The organism is Pseudomonas sp. 8O (genome assembly GCF_902506495.1).
Taxonomy (GTDB): domain Bacteria; phylum Pseudomonadota; class Gammaproteobacteria; order Pseudomonadales; family Pseudomonadaceae; genus Aquipseudomonas; species Aquipseudomonas chaetocerotis.
The window spans coordinates 103,007-120,808 of the sequence record NZ_LR733267.1; the positions used below are offsets into that span (position 1 = coordinate 103,007).

A 17,802-nucleotide genomic window follows, 5' to 3' on the forward strand; every position below is an offset into this window, starting at 1 on the left:
ACACCGTGGTGAGAAGGCTGCATCACATCCGGCTTGCGCCTGCTCTTCAGAGAGCGGCTCAGGCAAGTACCGAGCCTTGAAGAATCGCGCACCAGAACAGCGAACCGAAGCGTCAGCCGCCGATGATCTTCATCACCGTCACGCCACCGGAGAAGGCCAGGTCCTGCTTGTCACCCAGCGCCTTGACCAGCAGACGCTGCAGCGCCGGCAAGGCCTGGTGACGAGGTTTGTCCAGCAGGTCACCAACGAAGTGGCGATTGCTCGACGACAGGCAGCCGTGCAACCAACCGGTAGACGACAGGCGCAGGCGCGAGCAGGTACGGCAGAACGGCACGCTTTCGTTGGCGATCACGCCGAAATGGCCGGCGCCGGGAATGGCGTAGCGCATCGCGGTAGCGTCCAGCGGAGCGCTGGCCTGAACGTACTGGTGACGACTGCCGATCAGCTCCAGCAGCTCCGGCAGACCGATGAACTGCTGGTTGAAGGCGTTGGGGTCGCGCGCCAGGTGGCCCATGCGCATCAGTTCGATGAAGCGCAGTTCGAAGCCACGCTCCAGGCAGTACTCGAGCAGCGGCAGCACCTGGTCGAGATTCTGCCCACGCAACGGCACCATGTTGACCTTGATCTTCATCCCGGCTTCGCGTGCCGCTTCCATCCCGGCCAGCACGGTGGCCAGGTCGCCGCCACGGGCGATGCTGCGGAAAGCGTCGGCGTCGAGGGTATCGAGGGAAACATTCAGGCGGCGGATGCCGCATTCGACCAACAGCGGCAACTTGCGCTCGAGCAACTGGCCGTTGGTGGTCAGGCTGATGTCGTCGAGACCGAGCTGGCTGACCTGTCGCAGGAAAGGCTCCAGGCGCGTGCTGACCAGCGGCTCACCACCGGTGATACGCAGGCGCTCGATGCCGGCTGCTTCGATCAGATAAGCCACACCACGTGCCATGGCGTCAGCGGAGAGTTCGTCCTGAGCGGCGACCAGACGCTTGCCGTTCGGCACACAGTAGGTGCAGGCGTAGTTGCAGGCGGCGGTCAGACTGACGCGAAGGTTGCGAAAGTGTCTGCCCTGGCGGTCGACGATCATTGAGAGCTCCAGTTCGTTAAGAACCGGAGTATATCGCTATGTCGGCCACGGCACAGTCCCGTGGCCGACATACCAAGCATCAGGCGTCGCGCTTGCGCTTGTTGCCCATGCGCACGCCGATGTCCATGAGGAACTGGAAGAAGCCTTCCTGGTCCTCGAGCACATTGCTCCAGAACGGCGAGTGGTACAGGGCCACGGCGCCATGCACCAGGGCCCAGGCGGCGCAGTAGTGGAAGTACGGCGGCACGTCTTCCAGCTTGCCCTCGGCGATGCGCCCCTTGATCAGCTGGGTCAGACGCTCGAAGTTGGAAGCACGGATCTTGTGCAACTGCTCGACCATTTCCGGCACTTGATTGCCCTTGACCACCTTCTCTTCCAGGCGGTCGAACAGGCGATAGCGCTGCGGATCGCGCATGCGAAATTCGAAGTAGGCACGCGACAGCGCTTCCTTGTCACGATCCACGTCGGCCGAGTGCAGCAGCTCATTGAGATCGCGCTCGTAATCGAGCATCAGGCGCAGGTAGATCTCCGCCTTGGACTTGAAGTGCTTGTAGATAGTGCCTTTGCCGATACCGACCGCATCAGCGATCATCTCGACGGTCACGCTGTCTTCTCCTTGTTCGAGGAAGAGTTTCAGCGCGGTATCGAGAATTTCTTGCTCGCGGCGACGGAATTCGCGGACCTTACGGGGTTCTTTCTGCATAAAGGGACTACGGGGTCAAAAATCGAAGCCGCCTATTATGCCCAAATGCGGCCAAATTGCACGGATCATCCGACCATGTACGTGTTTCATGATGAGTTCCCCCTGGAAAATGGACTGCGCTATCTGAATCATGCGGCGGTCGCCCCCTGGCCAAAACGCAGTGCTGAAGCGGTGCGGCGGTTCTCGGAAGCGAACGTGACCAGCGGTGCGCGTGACTATCCCGACTGGCTGAAGCTGGAGCGTAGCCTGCGCGAACGCCTTGTGCGTCTGATGAACGCACCAAGCACCGGTGATATCGCACTGGTCAAGAACACGTCCGAGGCACTGTCCTTCGTGGCCTTCGGCCTGGACTGGCGAGCCGGCGACCAGGTGATCATCAGTGACGAGGAATTCCCCTCAAACCGTATCGTCTGGCTGGCACTGGCGGCCCAGGGCGTGGAAGTGATCGAGGTCAGCCTCAAGGGCGATGACCCGGAGGCAGCCCTGCTCGCCGCCTTCACCCCGCGAACACGCCTGTTGTCGGTCAGCGCCGTGCAGTTCGCCAGCGGCCTGCGCCTGGATCTGCCGCGCCTCGGCCAGGGCTGCCGCCAGCGTGGCGTGCTGTTCTGCATCGATGCCATCCAGCAACTGGGCGCCCTGCCCTTCGATGTCCAGGCCTACGACTGCGACTTCGCCATGGCCGATGGCCACAAATGGATGCTCGGCCCGGAAGGCCTTGGGGTGTTCTATTGCCGCAGCGCAGTGCGCGATCAACTGAGGCTGCATGAGTACGGCTGGCACATGCTGGAGCATGCCGGCGATTACACCCGCACGGACTGGCAACCGGCCCGCAGTGCGCGGCGCTTCGAATGCGGCAGCCCGAACATGCTCGGCGCCTTCGCCCTGGAGGCGAGTTTGTCGTTACTCGAAGAGGTGGGCATGGAGCGGGTCGGTACACTCCTGGAAGATCGTGTGCAGCGCCTGGATGAGGGTATTCGCGCACTACCCGGCGCGGTAATCCATAGCCCGCTCGACCCGGCGCGCCGCGCCGGCATCCTCAACTTCAGCCTGGCAGGCTGGGACAACCCGGCGCTTTACCAACGCCTGCGCGAGGACCAGGTGATCTGCGTGCAGCGCGGGCCTGGAGTACGCCTGTCGCCGCATTTCTACACCAGCGAGCAGGTGATCGAGGAGACTCTGGGTCTGCTAACCCAGCTGGCAAAAGGGTGAGAATCTGCGCACGGCCTGCTGCGCGTCGGTCCTGCCGCGTTAAAAACAAGCTCGGGCGACTCATTTACAACGCGTAAACTCCCCGCCCTCGCTTTTTTTTGCCTTGCAGGACTCTAGCTCGCAATGCCGTGAACAGATTCGGCGGACTCAGCAGCGGCCGCGGTATTCCAAATCCGTTTAAAAAACTCAGGCTTTGGCCTGGACGCTCGCTGATCATGACCAATACTGAAATTTACTGGTGTGCGGCATCTCCCCCCAAGTGCCCCGCCAGCCAAGGTACCGTGGACCGCGTACCTTGATTTACTCCTAATGGTCTTAACCCGGATTCATCCCCCAGAATCCGGGTTTTTTTTTGCCTGGCCTGATGCCAGAAACGCGAAGCGTGGCCCGGGTGCAATCCGGGAGGTATCTACCGACAGCCCCGGATTGCATCCGGGCTACGCCATAGTTAGCCACCTGTCACGGTTGTTGATTTCACAGATCTGGGTGCGGCGTAACCCACCATCGATTCAATGTCTTACATCGCTTGGTGCGCGCGGCGCACCCTACGGGCTCAGAAGCGCGGACCGTAGCCCGGATGCAATCCGGGGAATATCTACCGACAGCCTCGGATTGCATCCGGGCTACATCATGGTTTCAGGCCACGCCAGCCAGCGGAAACAGCCGCTTGAAGTTGCTCGAGGTCTGCTCGGCCAAGGTCTCGTAGCTGACGCCACGCAGCACCGCCAGGTACTCGGCCACTTCACGCACGTATTGCGGCAGATTGGGCTTGCCACGATGCGGCACGGGCGCCAGGTAAGGCGAGTCGGTTTCCACCAGCAGGCGGTCGACCGGCACCTGGCGCGCCACATCGCGCAGCGCCTCGGCATTGCGGAAGGTGACGATGCCGGACAGGGAAATATAGAAACCGATGTCCAGCGCGGCCTTGGCCATCTCCCAGTCTTCAGTGAAGCAGTGCAGCACGCCAGCCTGCGGCAGCGCCGCTTCGCGCAACAGCGCCAGGGTGTCGGCGCGGGCTTCGCGGGTATGCACGATTACCGGCTTGCCAGTGATGCGCGCCGCCTCCAGATGCAGACGGAAGGAGGCCTGCTGCAGCGCCGCGGATTCCGGCTCGTAGTGATAATCCAGGCCGGTTTCACCGATGGCCACCACCTTCGGGTGAGCCAGCTCACCGAGCAGCCAGTCCAGTGCAGGTTCTGCGCCTGGTTCCAGATCCAGTGGATGCACGCCCACCGAGCAATCGACGTCGTCATAACGCTCGGCCAGGCTCTTGACCGTGGCAGCGTTGTCGGCGCTGACACCGATGCACAGAAAATGCCCGACGCCAGCGGCGCGAGCCGCATCCAGGGCAGCATCCAGCGAGCCACCATGGGCAGCGAGGTCGAGACGATCAAGGTGGCAATGGGAGTCGATCAGCACAGCGGGAAAACTCGGGCAAAGGGAAAACCCGAATTGTAATCGAAAGCGGCAGGTGTCTGGACGCTCTGAGGGGATGCTTCGGCCGCGAGGGTAGTCTGCTCGCGGCCGGCGGGTTACATGGTGTGAGTCGGACGGTCGGACTTCAGCGCGCCAGCGAGATAGGTTTCGATCTTGTTGCGAGCGGTGTTATCGCCGTCGTTGAATTGCACGCCGACACCGGCGGCACGGTTGCCCTGAGCGCCTTTAGGGGTGATCCACACTACCTTGCCGGCCACCGGAATCTTCTCCGGCTCGTCCATCAGGTTGAGCAGCATGAACACTTCGTCACCGAGCTTGTAGCTCTTGTTGGTAGGTATGAAGAGACCGCCATTCTTGATGAAAGGCATGTAGGCCGCGTAGAGCACGGACTTGTCCTTGATGGTCAGGGACAAGATTCCGTTACGGGGACCCAGATTGGGTGGCAGGCTCATCAGCGCATTCCTGGCGTTTATTGCTTAATGGCTGATTCTAGGGCTTGTTCATGCCCATGCGCAAACAACCGGGTGGCAGGCAACCAGCAGAATGTGACGCCCTGCCGAATCCGGCTCTCGCGCTGGTCAGCCGCGATCCTGCCCTGGCAAGGCGGCCCACTGCACCAGCAGGGCTTCCAATAGCAGCACACGATTGAGATTGGCTTTGCCCATCACCTTCTGCCTTTGCGCGAGCAGCCATTCCTGAATCGCCAACACCTTGGCCTGCGCGCTCTTGTCCGCCAGGTACTGCACCACCTTGCGCATATCGGCCTGGCCCAGGCCTGCCTCGTCCCTGGTCAGTTGGTAGCGCAACATCAGTTGCGCCCAGTCGCAAAACCAGTCGAACAGCAGATTCAGCGGCAGTGAATTCCAGCTTTCCGCCAGTTGGCTCGGGGAGACCTGCTGCTTGAGCAGTTTCTTCACACCTTCCACGGCCAGGGCACGCTGCTCGCGCACGCCCTGTGCCTGCAAGCGCGCAGCCTCCAGTGGCGAACCCGCTGCCAGGGTCAGCAAATCAGTGCGCTCATCGTCACCCAGCTCAGGCAGTGCCTGGGCCAGCCAGGCCAGGCTCATCGCCTCGCTCGGCAATGGACAGCCCTGCTGTACGCAGCGACTCTTGATGGTTGGCAGCAGACGACTGGGCTGGTGACTGATGAGCAGCAGCACGGTATTGCCGGAGGGCTCTTCCAGGCTCTTGAGCAGCGCGTTGGCGGCATTGAGGTTCATTGCCTCGGCCGGCTCCAGCAGCACCACCTTGCGCCCACCGAGCTGAGCGGTCTGAACCACGAAGTCGACCAGCTCACGGACCTGATCGACCTTGATCGGCTTGTCCGCTTCTTCGGGCTCCAGCACGTAGTTATCCGGATGAGTACCAGCAGCCAACAGGTGACAGGATTTGCAGTTGCCACAGGCATCCAACCCATTCGGCCTCTGGCACAGCAGTCGCGCCATCAGGCGCTCGGCCAGCGCACGCTTGCCGATGCCGGCCGGGCCATGCAGCAGGTAAGCATGGGCATGCTGGCTGCGCCCGGCCAGTTGCTGCCAGAGCGATTGTTGCCAGGGATAGACATCAGCCACGGCAAGCCTCCAGCAGGCTCGGCAGCAAGGCATCGATATCGGCCTGCACCTGGGCCAGGGTCTGCCCGGCGTCCAGCACGCGATAGCGTTGCGGCGCCTGCTCGGCGCGCTGCAGATAGGCCTGGCGCACGGCCTCGAAGAAGCCACGGCCTTCCTGCTCGAAACGATCCAGACGACCACGAGCCGCTGCGCGAGCCAGGCCGATCTCGATGGGCAGATCGAAGATCAAGGTCAGATCCGGGCGCAACTCGCCCTGAACGAACTGCTCCAGCTGCGCGATGCGCTCGATGGAAAGACCGCGACCACCGCCCTGGTAGGCGTAGGTGGCATCGGTGAAACGGTCGCACAGCACGACGCTGCCCCTGGCCAGAGCCGGACGAATGACCTGCTGCAGGTGCTGGGCACGGGCAGCGAATACCAGCAGCAACTCGGCATCGGCAGCCATCGGCTCCTCGCTCGGATCGAGCAGCAATTCACGGATACGCTCGGCCAGCGGCGTACCGCCGGGCTCGCGGGTCAGCAGCACATCGATGCCCTGCTCGCGCAGGCGCTCTGCCAGATACTCGCGATTGGTGCTTTTGCCGGCGCCTTCCGGGCCTTCCAGGGTAATAAACAGACCGGTCACGGATTGCCCTTATTCGGTTTCGGCCGCCGCGCGTGGCGCGGGGCTGGAGCGGTAGTCGGCGCGACGTTTGAGCTGGTATTCGCGCACCGCGCGGTTGTGCTCGGCCAGGGTGTTGGAGAACACGTGGCTGCCGTCGCCTCGCGCGACAAAATACAGGGTGGTGCCATCGAGCGGATTGAGCGCCGCGTGAATCGCCTCACGACCGACCATGGCGATCGGCGTCGGCGGCATGCCGTCGATGGTGTAGGTGTTGTAAGGCGTTGACGTACGCAGGTCGGCGCGTGTGATGCGGCCGTTGTAGCGTTCGCCCATGCCGTAGATGACAGTGGGGTCGGTCTGCAGGCGCATGCCGATACGCAGACGACGGACGAACACGCCAGCGATCTCGCCACGCTCTTCGGGTACACCGGTTTCCTTCTCGATCATCGAGGCCATGATCAGCGCATCGTAGGGCTCACGATAAGGCAAACCTTCGGCGCGTTTCTGCCACTCCTCGGCCAATACGCTCTCAAGACGAACGTTGGCCTGCTTGAGCAGGTCCTCGTCGCTCATGCCGCTTACGTAGCGATAGGTATCGGGGAAGAAACGCCCTTCCGGGTTCTGCCCAGCCAGGCCCAGGCGCTCCATCAACTGGGCATCGGTGAGATCGGCCAGACGCTGTTCCAGGCGCTCCTCACGGCCCAGGGCGGCGCGCACCTGGCGGAAGTTCCAGCCCTCGACCAGGGTCAGGCTGTACTGCACCACCTCACCGCGCTGCCACAGGCCGAGCATGTCTCGCGCAGTTTGCTGCGGCAGCAGGCGGTATTCGCCGCTGTGCATGGCCGGAGCGCGCAGGTTGAAGCGCCAGTACAGACGCAGCCAGAAGGCGTTGTCGATCACGCCCTCCGCCTCCAGGCGATTGAGCAGACCGCTCGGCGTGGCACCGGAGGGCACCTCCAGGAGTCTTTCCTCAGTCAGATGCAGAGGCTGCTCCAGCGCTCTCTGCTGCTGCCAGGCAGCACCCACGACTAGCAGCGCAGCCAGTAGCACGCCGCACTCAAGCAGCACCAAGATCTTGCGTAGCACCAGTTATTTACTCAGTAGGTCGCAGACGATGGCCTGCAGTTTACGGGTGAGCGGCCCGACCGACCAGTGTCGCTCTTGCAACGCCCGTACAGGCCAGATGCCGTAAAGGCTGTTGCAGAGAAAGACTTCATCGGCATCCAGCAGTTCGTCGAAGGAAACATCGCGTAACTCGACAGACTGCCCGAGCAACTGCGCCTGCTGCAGGATCTCCGCACGCATCACGCCGGCCACGCCACAGCGCGACAGATCGGCCGTCACCAGCCCGCCGTCGATGACCAGGAACAGGTTGCTGTACACGCCCTCGATGACCCGGCCACTGCTATCGCGCATCAGGCCTTCGGCATGCTCGGCGTCCTGCCATTCGGCGCGCGCCAGTACCTGTTCCAGGCGGTTGAGGTGCTTGAGTCCAGCCAGCAAGGGCTGCTCGGCCAGACGCGTCACACAAGGAAAGAGACGAACGCCCTGCTCGGCATGGACAGCGGGGTACTGCGGCAACGGCGCCGCCTGCAGGATGCGCAGCGGCTGGCAAGGTTGCGGCGGCGCGTAGCCGCGCTGACCTTCGCCACGGGTGACGATCAACTTGGCCACGCCTTCGCCCAACTGCTCGGCGAACGCCTGTAACTCGCTTGCCATCAGTACCGGATCGTGGGGAATGGACAGGCGCTGGCAGCCATCGGCCAGGCGCGTCATATGCCGCGCCAGTAGCGGGATGCGTCCGCCACGAACGGCGATGGTCTCGAACAGACCATCGCCGTAAGCCAGGCCACGGTCGCGAACCGACAACTGCTCGCCGGGCGCGCCGTTGACCCAGCTCAGCATCAGCCGTTGAACCGACGGAACAGCAGCGAGCCGTTGGTGCCGCCGAAGCCGAAGGAGTTCGACAGAGCGATTTCGATCGGCATGGCCTTGGCCTGGTGCGGCACGAAGTCCAGGTCGCAACCTTCGTCGGGCTCATCCAGGTTGATGGTGGGCGGTGCCACCTGATCACGGATCGCCAGGATGCTGAAGATCGCCTCCACCGCACCCGCTGCACCGAGCAGGTGACCGGTCATCGACTTGGTCGAGCTGACCGACAGCTTGTAGGCATGATCGCCGAACACGCTCTTCACCGCAGCCGCCTCGGCGAGATCGCCCGCCATGGTCGAGGTGCCATGGGCGTTGATGTACTGCACCTGATCGGCATTGATACCGGCATCACGCAAGGCAGCCGCCATGCAGCGCGCCGCACCCGCGCCATCTTCGGGTGGCGAGGTCATGTGGAAGGCGTCGCCGCTCATACCAAAGCCGATCAGCTCAGCGTAGATGGTGGCGCCACGTGCCTTGGCGTGTTCCAGCTCTTCCAGCACCAGGGCACCGGAGCCGTCGGACAGGACGAAGCCATCACGGCCCTTGTCCCACGGACGGCTGGCCTTGGTCGGCTCGTCGTTGCGCGTCGACAGCGCGCGCGCCGCACCGAAGCCGCCCATGCCCAGGCCGCAGGCCGCCATCTCGGCGCCACCGGCGACCATCACGTCAGCTTCGCCATAGGCGATGTTGCGTGCAGCCATGCCGATGCAGTGAGTACCGGTGGTACACGCCGTGGCGATGGCGTAGTTAGGCCCCTGCAGACCCAGGTGGATCGACAGGAAACCGGAAATCATGTTGATGATCGAGCCCGGCACGAAGAACGGCGAAATGCGCCGCGGCCCCTGCTCGTGCAACGATTTGCAGTTGTTCTCGATGTTGGTCAGGCCGCCGATGCCGGAGCCCATGGCCACACCGATACGCTCACGATTGGCGTCAGTGATGTCCAGGCCGGAATCACGCACGGCCTGAAAGCAGGCAGCGAGACCGTACTGGATGAATAGGTCGAGCTTGCGCGCCTCCTTGGCGGAGAGATATTCCTCGACGTTGAAGCCCTTTAGCGACCCGCCAAAACGGGTGGAGTAGGCCGACAGGTCCATGTGCTCGATCAGACCGATGCCACTGCGCCCGGCCAAAATGCCCTGCCAGCTGCTCGGCACATCGTTACCCAGCGGCGACAGCATGCCCATACCGGTAACCACGACGCGTCTACGCGACACAGCAATCTCCTCTTGTTCTACTCAGGCGCCACATGCGCCTTGCACGTAAAGAAAAACCGCACGCCTGATTAGGGCAGTGCGGCTTTTCTCGATCAGAAAGCTGACTGTGACTTATTGCGCGTGGGCAGTCACGTAGTCGATAGCTTCTTGAACGGTGGTGATTTTCTCAGCTTGCTCGTCCGGGATCTCGGTCTCGAATTCTTCCTCGAGAGCCATCACCAGCTCAACGGTGTCAAGAGAGTCGGCACCCAGGTCTTCAACGAAGGAAGCGCTGTTGGTTACTTCCTCTTCCTTGACGCCAAGTTGCTCAGCAACGATTTTCTTGACGCGTTCTTCGATGGTGCTCATACCTTGTTTTCACTCCTATTGGACAAATCCAGGCAGCTGGTAGCGGCCAAGTGTATAGAAAGGGTTTTTAGCATTTCAAGCTGAATGCCGGGGAGCCCCCAGGAACACTTCAACGATCTGTCTATAAACCTGTTGCAGCTTTATAACGGATTTTAGACAGCGACTATGACAGTTTTCTGATGGCTCGCGTCACATTCGAGAGCCTCCGGACATTCGGAGGCGCCCTTTTTAGCTCATGTACATACCGCCATTCACCGGGATAGTAGCCCCAGTGACGTATCCTGCGCCATCAGAAGCCAGGAAACCGACCACCTTGGCGATCTCTTCGGCCTGCCCCAAACGGCCCAGCGGAATCTGCGTCAGCAGCGCGTCGCGCTGGCCTTCCGGCAGCTCACGGGTCATATCGGTGTCGATGAAACCTGGAGCCACCGAGTTGACCGTGATACCACGCGAACCAACCTCACGCGCCAGCGCGCGGCTGAAACCTTCCAGACCAGCCTTGGCTGCAGCGTAGTTGACCTGACCGGCATTGCCCATCGCACCGACCACGGAGCCGATGTTGATGATGCGCCCGAAACGCGCCTTGGTCATGCCACGCAGCACAGCCTTGGACAGACGGTAGAGGCTGTTCAGGTTGGTATTGATGACATCATGCCATTCGTCGTCCTTCATCCGCAGCATCAGGTTATCGCGGGTGATGCCGGCGTTGTTGACCAGGATCAGCGGCTGACCAAGATGTTGCTGAATATGTTCAAGGGTGGTGGCAACCGATTCGTCATTGCTTACGTCGAGCACCAGGCCGGCGCCTTCGACGCCATTGGCCTTGAGGGTTTCAGCGATGCGCTCGGCACCCGAGGCGCTGGTGGCAGTGCCGATGACGATGGCACCCTGACGACCCAGTTCCAGGGCGATTGCCTGACCGATGCCACGGCTGGCGCCGGTGACCAGCGCGACCTTACCTTGCAGACTCATATTCGTTCTCCTTTCTCAAGCCAACGCAGCGCGAGCGGCGGCGAAAGCTTCGGGGGTATCCAGATTGTAAGTGTTGATGCCTTTGACACAGCGCTTGTTCAGGCCGCCCAGCACCTTGCCAGGACCGCACTCGACCAGATCGGTCACACCCTGCTCTGACAGCCGCACCATCGACTCGACCCAGCGTACCGGGCTGTAGAGCTGCGCCAGCAGATCAGCCTTGAGAGTGGCCAGATCGGACACCACGGCGGCACTGACGTTCTGCACCAGCGGGATCTGCGGCGCCTGCCAGTTCAGCGCCTCGACCGACTCGGCGAAACGCTCGGCGGCCGGCTTCATCAGGGCGCAGTGCGACGGCACACTGACCGGCAGCGCCATGGCGCGCTTGGCACCACGAGCCTTGCACGCCTCGATGGCACGCTCGACGGCAGCCGCGCTGCCGGCGATAACCACCTGGCCAGGGGCGTTGAAGTTGACCGCGCTGACTACATCGCCCTGCGCGGCTTCGGCACAGGCGGCCAGTACGTCGGCGTCTTCCAGACCGAGGATGGCGGCCATGCCGCCCTGCCCGGCCGGCACGGCCTGTTGCATCAGCTGACCACGACGCTCTACCAGCTTCACCGCATCGGCAAAGGCGATGCTGCCTGCGGCGACCAGCGCGGAGTATTCACCCAGGCTATGACCGGCAACGAAAGCCGGCTTGGCACCGCCATCGGCCTGCCACAGACGCCACAGGGCGATGGAAGCAGTGAGGATGGCCGGCTGGGTCTTGTCGGTCTGGTTCAGTTGCTCTTCCGGACCTTGCTGGGTCAGTGCCCAGAGGTCGTAGCCGAGCGCTTCGGACGCCTCGCCGAAAGTATCGAGCACCAGCTTCTGCTGGGCGCCGTGGTCGGCAAGCATGGCCAGGGCTTGCGAGCCTTGGCCGGGGAAGACGAATGCGAGGGATGCAGACATGAATAAGTCCCTTGAGTCGAAAAACCAACGCCAGGCGAGCCTGGCGCAGCAAACTGACAGTTGGATGACAGGCTGCGTGCCGCGGTCACATCAGGCCGCCAGTCACGCCCCGAAAAACATGACGAGTTTACAGCAACAAGTCCTCGAGGCGACCATGCAGTCGCTGCGGCAAATTTTCCCGCACCTCGCGCAGCGCACAGCGAATGGCGCTCTGAAAGCTTTCCTGGCCTGCAGCACCGTGGCTCTTGACCACGATGCCCTGCAGACCGAGAAAGCTCGCACCATTGTGCCTGGCTGGCGCCAGATCAGCCTTGAGGCGGCGCAGCAGCGGCATCGCCAGGGCACCAATCGCCTGGGCGAACAACCCCTCGCTGAACAGCGTCTCGACCCGCCCGGTGATCATCCTGGCCAGGCCTTCGCTGGATTTGAGCAGGATATTGCCAACGAAACCGTCGCACACCACGACATCGGCTTCGCCGCGATACATGCCGTCGCCCTCTATGTAGCCGATGAAGTTCAGTCCATGCGCCTGCTGCAGCATATTGGCCGCCAGCTTGACCTGCTGATTACCCTTGATGTCTTCGGTACCGACATTGAGCAAGGCAACCCGCGGCCGGGACACGCCCAGCGTCTCTGCCGCCACGGCACCCATGATCGCGAACTGATAGAGATGCTCGGCGCTGCAATCGACATTGGCACCCAGATCCAGCAGGTAGCAGTGACCGCGCTCAGTGGGAATCGGGCTGACCATCGCTGGCCGGTCGATACCCGGCAGCGTCTTGAGCACATAACGCGACAGCGCCATCAACGCACCGGTATTGCCAGCACTGACGCAGGCATGCGCCTTATGCTGCCGCACCAACTCCAGCGCCACGCGCATCGAGGCGTCGGGCTTGCCACGCAGAGCCTGGGCCGGACGTTCGTCCATGGCGATCACTTCGCTGGCGTGATGAACCTGCAGGCGCGAGCGATCCACGCCGGACTGGCGAGCGAGCTGTTCTTCGATGAGGGGAGCTTGACCAACGACGGTCAGGTGCAGCGAGGGGAATTCGGCCAACGCAGAAATGCAGGCCGGAACAATGCAGTGGGGACCGAAGTCCCCACCCATTGCATCAATCGCGATGATCGAGACAGACAAGGATTACTCGTCAGCGCCCTTGTCGATCACTTTACGACCGCGGTACACGCCTTCCGGAGAAACGTGGTGGCGCAGGTGAACTTCACCGGTGCTCTTCTCTACGGACAGGGTGCTGGCCTCGAGGGCGTCGTGCGAACGACGCATGTCGCGGGCGGAACGGGATTTTTTGTTCTGCTGAACAGCCATAATTCATTAACTCCTAAACGTTTGGGTCACGCTTTAACTGCGCCAATACACTGAACGGGTTGGACCGCGATACCTCGTCCTCGCCTGGCTCGGGCTCATCGAGACCGTCCGGCTGCTGGCAATCACCTGGGGCATGAGCAGGAACGATGGGCAAGGCGAGAAGCAACTCTTCCTCGACCAGACCAAGCAGTTCCAGCGGCTCTTCGCCCACTTCCAGCACGTCGTAGCCCTTAGGCAAGGACTGAGTGTTCGCTCCAACCCGAACCACTGCGTATTCACATTCGCTGCGGATGGGTAGCGCGACCAGCTCCAGACAACGCTGGCAGACCATTTTGACCTCAACCTCGAGCTCACTGCGGATAACCACAGTTTTCTGCTCGTCACGGGCGAAATGAAACTTCGCCTGCACCGCGCCAACCGTATCGGAAAGCGGGTCACAGAGACGCGGCAGGCTGGCCAGTTCGAGCTGCCCCTCTAGGGTAGCTTCGCGGTCGGCGAGCTTGCGCGGATCAACGTGAGGTGGAATCGGCCCATTCAACATAGGCGCAGCATTCTAGGGATGCACCCCGCCCATGTCAAAGGAAATTCAGCCTGTCTTCAGGGGCACCTCTAAAAACCACCTGCGTTGCCATCGCGGCGTTAAAAACAGACTCACAGCCGAAGGCTGAACGCGCTTTAGCGCGGCCCCAAAGGGGTGAGCGAAGCGAATCAAGTGCTCATTTACAGCGCGTAAAGTCGGGCGCGACCCCGGTCGTTTTTCGCCTGCTTTTGTGGGGCCGCCATCGGTATTGCGCTGACTGCCTCGGCTCGGGCTTCCTGCTTCGCTCTACCTCCTGCATCCTTACAGTCGTCGCCTACGTTTTTAGAGGCGCCCACAAGTAGCGGCAATCAGTAGAATTTCCCACCCGCCTATATAAAGGAAGAGAACATGCCCGCGCTGCTGCTCGCCTCCAGCTCACCCTACCGTCGCGAGCTGCTCGACCGCCTGCAACTGCCCTTTGCCTGGCAATCGCCGAGCATCGACGAAACCCGCCTGCCCGGTGAAGCAGCCATCGACCTGGTCAAGCGCCTGGCCGAAGAAAAGGCCCGCGCCCTCGCCGCCAACCATTCTGAGCATCTGATCATCGGCTCGGACCAGGTCGCCGTACTCGGCGATGGACAAATACTCGGCAAACCCCACGATCTGCCGAGAGCCCAGCAGCAGCTGCGCGCCGCCAGCGGCAGCAGCGTCACCTTCCTCACCGGCCTGGCGCTGCTCAACACCAGCAGCGGCAGGTGCCAGGTGGACTGCGTGCCTTTCACCGTGCACTTCCGCCAACTTAGCGACGAGCAAATCTTGCGCTATCTGCAACGCGAGCAACCATTCGACTGCGCCGGCAGCTTCAAATCGGAAGGCCTGGGCATCAGCCTGTTTCGCAGCACCGAAGGCGAAGACGCCACCAGCCTGATCGGCCTGCCGCTGATTCGCCTGGCGGACATGCTACTGAACGAAGGTGTCGAGATTCCTTGAGCCATCAACGAAGAAGGCCCGCTACGCGGGCCTTCTCCACATACATCAGCGCAGCGTCGGCCCCTGAAAGCCCATCCACAACGCGATGCGATCCGCCACACTGGTACCCAGGCGCTTGGCGAAGCGATCGAATGGCGTATCACGCTGAGTGAAGTCGACCATCTCTTTCTGGCCAATCACCTCACGCGCGACATAGCTGGCACTGCCCAGCGCATCGACCAACCCCAACTGCAGCGCCTGCTCACCCGACCAGACCAATCCCGAGAACAACTCAGGATGCTCGTCAGCCTTGAGACGCTCACCGCGCCCTTGCTTCACGCTTTCGATGAATTGGCGATGAGTCGTGTCCAACACCCCTTTCCAGAAGCGGGTTTCCTCTTCCTTCTGCGGCTGGAACGGATCAAGGAATGCCTTGTGCTCACCGGAGGTGTAGACGCGACGCTCCACGCCAAGCTTCTGCATGGTTTCAACAAAGCCGAAACTGGCCGCCGTGACACCAATGGAGCCAACCAGACTGGCCTTGTCGGCATAGATCTCATCGGCCGCACTGGCGATGTAGTAGGCACCGGAGGCACCCAGATCACTGATCACCGCATAGACCTTGGTCTGCGGATACTCGCCGCGCAAACGGCGGATCTCATCATAGATGTAGCCGGACTGCACCGGACTGCCGCCCGGACTGTTGATGCGCAGGATCACACCTTTGGTATTGGTGTCCTCGAAGGCGGCGCGCAGGCTGCCCACCACCTTGTCAGCACTGGCTTCCTCACGATCAGCGATCATGCCGCGAATTTCGATCAGCGCGGCATGCGCCTCGGTGGTCGAGGCTTTTTTCAGATCAAGCGCAGGCAGCACCAGCGCCAGCGCACCGAACAGATAGATAAAGGTCAGCAGCTTGAAAAAGATGCCCCAGCGACGCGAACGACGCTGCTCCTGAACACTGGAAAGCAGTGCCTTTTCCAGCAACTTCCAACTCTTGGCATCCTCGCCCGACGAAGACGATGACTTCCACTCATCCGACATGCTCACTCACCTCTGCAGGACGCTGCGCATGACGGCCTTCCAGCCATGCACGCAGCTCATTGAATTCATTGATCGCCAAACGCGGCGAGCACTCGCGCAGCACCGACAACGGCTGCGCACCGAAACCTACCGCCACGGCATCCATCCCGGCATTGCGCGCCATCAGCAGGTCGAAGGTCGAATCCCCCACCATCAGCGCACGCTCGGGCTGCACCCGGCAATGCGCAAGAATCTCATGCAGCATCAGCGGATCGGGCTTGCTCGCCGTCTCGTCAGCGCAACGGGTTATATCGAAGTAATCCAGCCAACCCTTGTCAGCCAGCACTCGATGCAACCCCTTGCGCCCCTTGCCAGTGGCCACGGCAAGACGATAACCCTGATCACGAAAGACTTCGAGCGACTCGCGCACGCCTTCGAACAGTGGCGACGGCTCGGTTTCCAGCGCCAGATACTGCTCGCTGTAGGCGCGCCGGATGGTTTCGATTCGCAGCGGCTCATCGAGTTCCGGGTAAAGCGTGCGAATCGCCACACCCAGCTCCAGACCAATGATGCCGCGTACCGCGACATCGGTGCAGCGCGGCACGCCCGCCACATCGGCAGCACGGTGCATGGCCTCGACGATACGGCCGATGGAATCCACCAGCGTGCCGTCCCAATCGAAAATCAGTAGCTGATAATCAGGCACTCAGACGCTCCAGGGTCTTGGCCCACACCTCATCCACCGGCGCCTCGAGCTTCAGCACGCCACCATCGGGCAGCGGCACGTGCAACTCATAGGCATGCAGGAACAGGCGTTTACCGCCCAGCTCGCGAATCTCCCGGGAGAAGTCGTCGTCGCCGTATTTGCTGTCGCCGGCGATACCATGACCCGCATATTGGGCGTGCACTCGAATCTGATGGGTACGACCAGTAATCGGCCTGGCTTCGACCAACGTGGCGAACTCACCGAAACGGCGCAGCACGCGAAATACCGTGAGCGCCTCCTTGCCTTCGGGATTCACCTCGACCATACGCTCGCCGGAGCGCAGGTTGCTTTTCAGCAGCGGCGCGGCGATCTGCTTCTTGGCGGTCGCCCAGTGACCACGCACCAACGCCATATAGCGCTTGTCTACGCCATCGCCGCGCAGCGCTTCGTGCAGGTGGCGCAGCATGCTGCGCTTCTTGGCGATCATCAGCAGGCCGGAGGTATCGCGATCGAGGCGGTGCACCAGTTCCAGATCCTTGGCATCGGGACGCAACTGGCGAAACGCCTCGATCACACCGTAATTCAAGCCGCTGCCACCATGCACGGCGATACCGGCCGGCTTGTTCAGCACGATCAGCGCCTTGTCCTCATAAACGATGGCGGCTTCGAGGCGCTGCAGCAGCCCCTGCGCCAGCGGCTCGGGCTCATCGCGCTCGGCCAGACGCAGCGGCGGCACGCGCACCACGTCACCCGCCTGGAGCTTGTACTCGGGCTTGATCCGCCCCTTGTTAACCCGCACTTCGCCCTTGCGCAGAATGCGGTAAATGAGGGTCTTGGGCACGCCCTTGAGCTGTGTCCTGAGGAAGTTGTCGATGCGTTGGCCGGCGAGTTCCGGTGCAACCTCGATCAGCTGAACGCCGGAGGTTGGAGAGGCAGGAGTAGTCATCGCGCAATCATAACAATTTTTTATGGAATTGAAGCACTTAATCATTGCTGCTATAGTCGCGAACGCCGCCAAAAGCGGCCTGGCTTGCGGATGAATGCCAAACTTGCCATCCCCTGCCCGCGCAAACGTATTTGGACGTGAGGCCGTCCGACGGATTCTTCAGGTTAGAAAGGCCGCTAAAGGCCACGAAGACTTCGGAAATAAAGCCTTGAGTATGATGCGCGATTCGCCCACCGGGCGGTCGCGGTAACTGACAACCGCTGCGGAATCCGCGCGCGGCACCCGA

At 61.9% G+C, this 17,802-nt stretch carries 20 protein-coding genes; 2 read left to right on the plus strand and 18 right to left on the minus strand.

Annotated elements, in window-relative coordinates; translation table 11 throughout:
* Positions 1-112 precede the first annotated feature (112 nt).
* Together GV002_RS21650 and GV002_RS21655 are read right to left on the minus strand one after the other, a co-directional pair.
* Positions 113-1,081: a GTP 3',8-cyclase MoaA gene (locus tag GV002_RS21650; protein WP_160020341.1), complete on the minus strand. Its 969-nt coding sequence runs from the start codon at positions 1,079-1,081 to the stop codon at positions 113-115.
* 79 nt (positions 1,082-1,160) lie between these two features.
* The gene (locus tag GV002_RS21655; protein WP_003461933.1) at positions 1,161-1,784 is read right to left on the minus strand and encodes a TetR/AcrR family transcriptional regulator; all 624 of its coding nucleotides are present in this window, start codon (positions 1,782-1,784) and stop codon (positions 1,161-1,163) included.
* A gap of 75 nt (positions 1,785-1,859) precedes the next feature.
* Between GV002_RS21655 and GV002_RS21660 the strand changes: the two genes are divergently transcribed.
* Positions 1,860-2,993: an aminotransferase class V-fold PLP-dependent enzyme gene (locus GV002_RS21660; protein ID WP_160020342.1), complete on the plus strand. Its 1,134-nt coding sequence runs from the start codon at positions 1,860-1,862 to the stop codon at positions 2,991-2,993.
* A gap of 636 nt (positions 2,994-3,629) precedes the next feature.
* Here GV002_RS21660 and GV002_RS21665 read toward each other — a convergent pair.
* From GV002_RS21665 to GV002_RS21725, 13 genes are all read right to left on the minus strand, one after another.
* Positions 3,630-4,412: a TatD family hydrolase gene (locus GV002_RS21665; RefSeq protein WP_160020343.1), complete on the minus strand. Its 783-nt coding sequence runs from the start codon at positions 4,410-4,412 to the stop codon at positions 3,630-3,632.
* 113 nt (positions 4,413-4,525) lie between these two features.
* Entirely contained in the window at positions 4,526-4,882 is a 357-nt protein-coding gene (locus GV002_RS21670; protein WP_003245164.1) for a PilZ domain-containing protein, read from the minus strand.
* Between the two features lie 126 nt (positions 4,883-5,008).
* A complete protein-coding gene (locus GV002_RS21675; protein ID WP_160020344.1) occupies positions 5,009-6,001 on the minus strand; it encodes a DNA polymerase III subunit delta' in 993 nt (330 codons plus the stop codon).
* Positions 5,994-6,626, minus strand: a complete 633-nt coding sequence (gene tmk, locus GV002_RS21680; RefSeq protein WP_160020345.1) for a dTMP kinase — start codon at positions 6,624-6,626, stop codon at positions 5,994-5,996. Before tmk ends, GV002_RS21675 begins: the two co-directional genes overlap by 8 nt.
* Positions 6,627-6,635: 9 nt before the next feature.
* Entirely contained in the window at positions 6,636-7,691 is a 1,056-nt protein-coding gene (gene mltG / locus GV002_RS21685; RefSeq protein WP_160020346.1) for an endolytic transglycosylase MltG, read from the minus strand.
* A gap of 3 nt (positions 7,692-7,694) precedes the next feature.
* A complete protein-coding gene (pabC, locus tag GV002_RS21690) occupies positions 7,695-8,510 on the minus strand; it encodes an aminodeoxychorismate lyase (protein WP_160020347.1) in 816 nt (271 codons plus the stop codon).
* On the minus strand, positions 8,510-9,754 hold the full coding sequence (gene fabF / locus GV002_RS21695) for a beta-ketoacyl-ACP synthase II (RefSeq protein ID WP_160020348.1): 1,245 nt from the start codon (positions 9,752-9,754) through the stop codon (positions 8,510-8,512). The genes pabC and fabF overlap by 1 nt, the downstream gene beginning before the upstream one ends.
* Positions 9,755-9,865: 111 nt before the next feature.
* Positions 9,866-10,102: an acyl carrier protein gene (acpP, locus tag GV002_RS21700; protein WP_003245177.1), complete on the minus strand. Its 237-nt coding sequence runs from the start codon at positions 10,100-10,102 to the stop codon at positions 9,866-9,868.
* A 228-nt stretch (positions 10,103-10,330) separates the two neighbouring features.
* Positions 10,331-11,074, minus strand: coding sequence for a 3-oxoacyl-ACP reductase FabG (gene fabG / locus GV002_RS21705; protein WP_003245179.1), 744 nt, complete (start codon positions 11,072-11,074; stop codon positions 10,331-10,333).
* Positions 11,075-11,089: 15 nt separating this feature from the next.
* Positions 11,090-12,028 (minus strand): ACP S-malonyltransferase, encoded by a 939-nt coding sequence (gene fabD, locus GV002_RS21710; RefSeq protein ID WP_160020349.1) that lies wholly within the window; start codon positions 12,026-12,028, stop codon positions 11,090-11,092.
* 127 nt (positions 12,029-12,155) lie between these two features.
* The gene (gene plsX / locus GV002_RS21715) at positions 12,156-13,166 is read right to left on the minus strand and encodes a phosphate acyltransferase PlsX (RefSeq protein WP_160020350.1); all 1,011 of its coding nucleotides are present in this window, start codon (positions 13,164-13,166) and stop codon (positions 12,156-12,158) included.
* Between the two features lie 3 nt (positions 13,167-13,169).
* Positions 13,170-13,352 (minus strand): 50S ribosomal protein L32, encoded by a 183-nt coding sequence (gene rpmF, locus GV002_RS21720; RefSeq protein WP_003245185.1) that lies wholly within the window; start codon positions 13,350-13,352, stop codon positions 13,170-13,172.
* Positions 13,353-13,365: 13 nt separating this feature from the next.
* Positions 13,366-13,893 (minus strand): YceD family protein, encoded by a 528-nt coding sequence (locus tag GV002_RS21725; protein WP_017677609.1) that lies wholly within the window; start codon positions 13,891-13,893, stop codon positions 13,366-13,368.
* A gap of 387 nt (positions 13,894-14,280) precedes the next feature.
* On the opposite strand from GV002_RS21725, the gene GV002_RS21730 reads away from it, so the two are divergent.
* Positions 14,281-14,862 carry a Maf family protein gene (locus GV002_RS21730; protein WP_160020351.1) on the plus strand — a complete coding sequence of 194 codons (582 nt, stop codon included), beginning with the start codon at positions 14,281-14,283 and terminating at the stop codon, positions 14,860-14,862.
* 45 nt (positions 14,863-14,907) lie between these two features.
* Here the strand turns inward: GV002_RS21730 and sppA are convergent, their stop codons facing one another.
* The 3 genes from sppA to rluC are packed head-to-tail and all read right to left on the minus strand — an operon-like array spanning position 14,908 to position 17,516.
* A complete protein-coding gene (gene sppA / locus GV002_RS21735; protein ID WP_160020352.1) occupies positions 14,908-15,885 on the minus strand; it encodes a signal peptide peptidase SppA in 978 nt (325 codons plus the stop codon).
* On the minus strand, positions 15,875-16,570 hold the full coding sequence (locus GV002_RS21740) for an HAD-IA family hydrolase (protein ID WP_160020353.1): 696 nt from the start codon (positions 16,568-16,570) through the stop codon (positions 15,875-15,877). Before GV002_RS21740 ends, sppA begins: the two co-directional genes overlap by 11 nt.
* Positions 16,563-17,516 carry a 23S rRNA pseudouridine(955/2504/2580) synthase RluC gene (gene rluC / locus GV002_RS21745; RefSeq protein ID WP_160020354.1) on the minus strand — a complete coding sequence of 318 codons (954 nt, stop codon included), beginning with the start codon at positions 17,514-17,516 and terminating at the stop codon, positions 16,563-16,565. The genes GV002_RS21740 and rluC overlap by 8 nt, the downstream gene beginning before the upstream one ends.
* Between the last annotated feature and the right edge of the window lie 286 nt (positions 17,517-17,802).

What these genes read in the sequence shown, in the direction of transcription:
- rpmF (WP_003245185.1), bottom strand. Translation starts at nt 13,352, where the DNA reads ATGGCTGTTCAGCAGAACAAAAAATCCCGTTCCGCCCGCGACATGCGT.
- GV002_RS21650 (WP_160020341.1), bottom strand. Translation starts at nt 1,081, where the DNA reads ATGATCGTCGACCGCCAGGGCAGACACTTTCGCAACCTTCGCGTCAGT.
- rluC (WP_160020354.1), bottom strand. Translation starts at nt 17,516, where the DNA reads ATGACTACTCCTGCCTCTCCAACCTCCGGCGTTCAGCTGATCGAGGTT.
- GV002_RS21655 (WP_003461933.1), bottom strand. Translation starts at nt 1,784, where the DNA reads ATGCAGAAAGAACCCCGTAAGGTCCGCGAATTCCGTCGCCGCGAGCAA.
- sppA (WP_160020352.1), bottom strand. Translation starts at nt 15,885, where the DNA reads ATGTCGGATGAGTGGAAGTCATCGTCTTCGTCGGGCGAGGATGCCAAG.
- acpP (WP_003245177.1), bottom strand. Translation starts at nt 10,102, where the DNA reads ATGAGCACCATCGAAGAACGCGTCAAGAAAATCGTTGCTGAGCAACTT.
- GV002_RS21725 (WP_017677609.1), bottom strand. Translation starts at nt 13,893, where the DNA reads ATGTTGAATGGGCCGATTCCACCTCACGTTGATCCGCGCAAGCTCGCC.
- GV002_RS21660 (WP_160020342.1), top strand. Translation starts at nt 1,860, where the DNA reads ATGTACGTGTTTCATGATGAGTTCCCCCTGGAAAATGGACTGCGCTAT.
- pabC (WP_160020347.1), bottom strand. Translation starts at nt 8,510, where the DNA reads ATGCTGAGCTGGGTCAACGGCGCGCCCGGCGAGCAGTTGTCGGTTCGC.
- fabG (WP_003245179.1), bottom strand. Translation starts at nt 11,074, where the DNA reads ATGAGTCTGCAAGGTAAGGTCGCGCTGGTCACCGGCGCCAGCCGTGGC.
- GV002_RS21730 (WP_160020351.1), top strand. Translation starts at nt 14,281, where the DNA reads ATGCCCGCGCTGCTGCTCGCCTCCAGCTCACCCTACCGTCGCGAGCTG.
- GV002_RS21670 (WP_003245164.1), bottom strand. Translation starts at nt 4,882, where the DNA reads ATGAGCCTGCCACCCAATCTGGGTCCCCGTAACGGAATCTTGTCCCTG.
- fabD (WP_160020349.1), bottom strand. Translation starts at nt 12,028, where the DNA reads ATGTCTGCATCCCTCGCATTCGTCTTCCCCGGCCAAGGCTCGCAAGCC.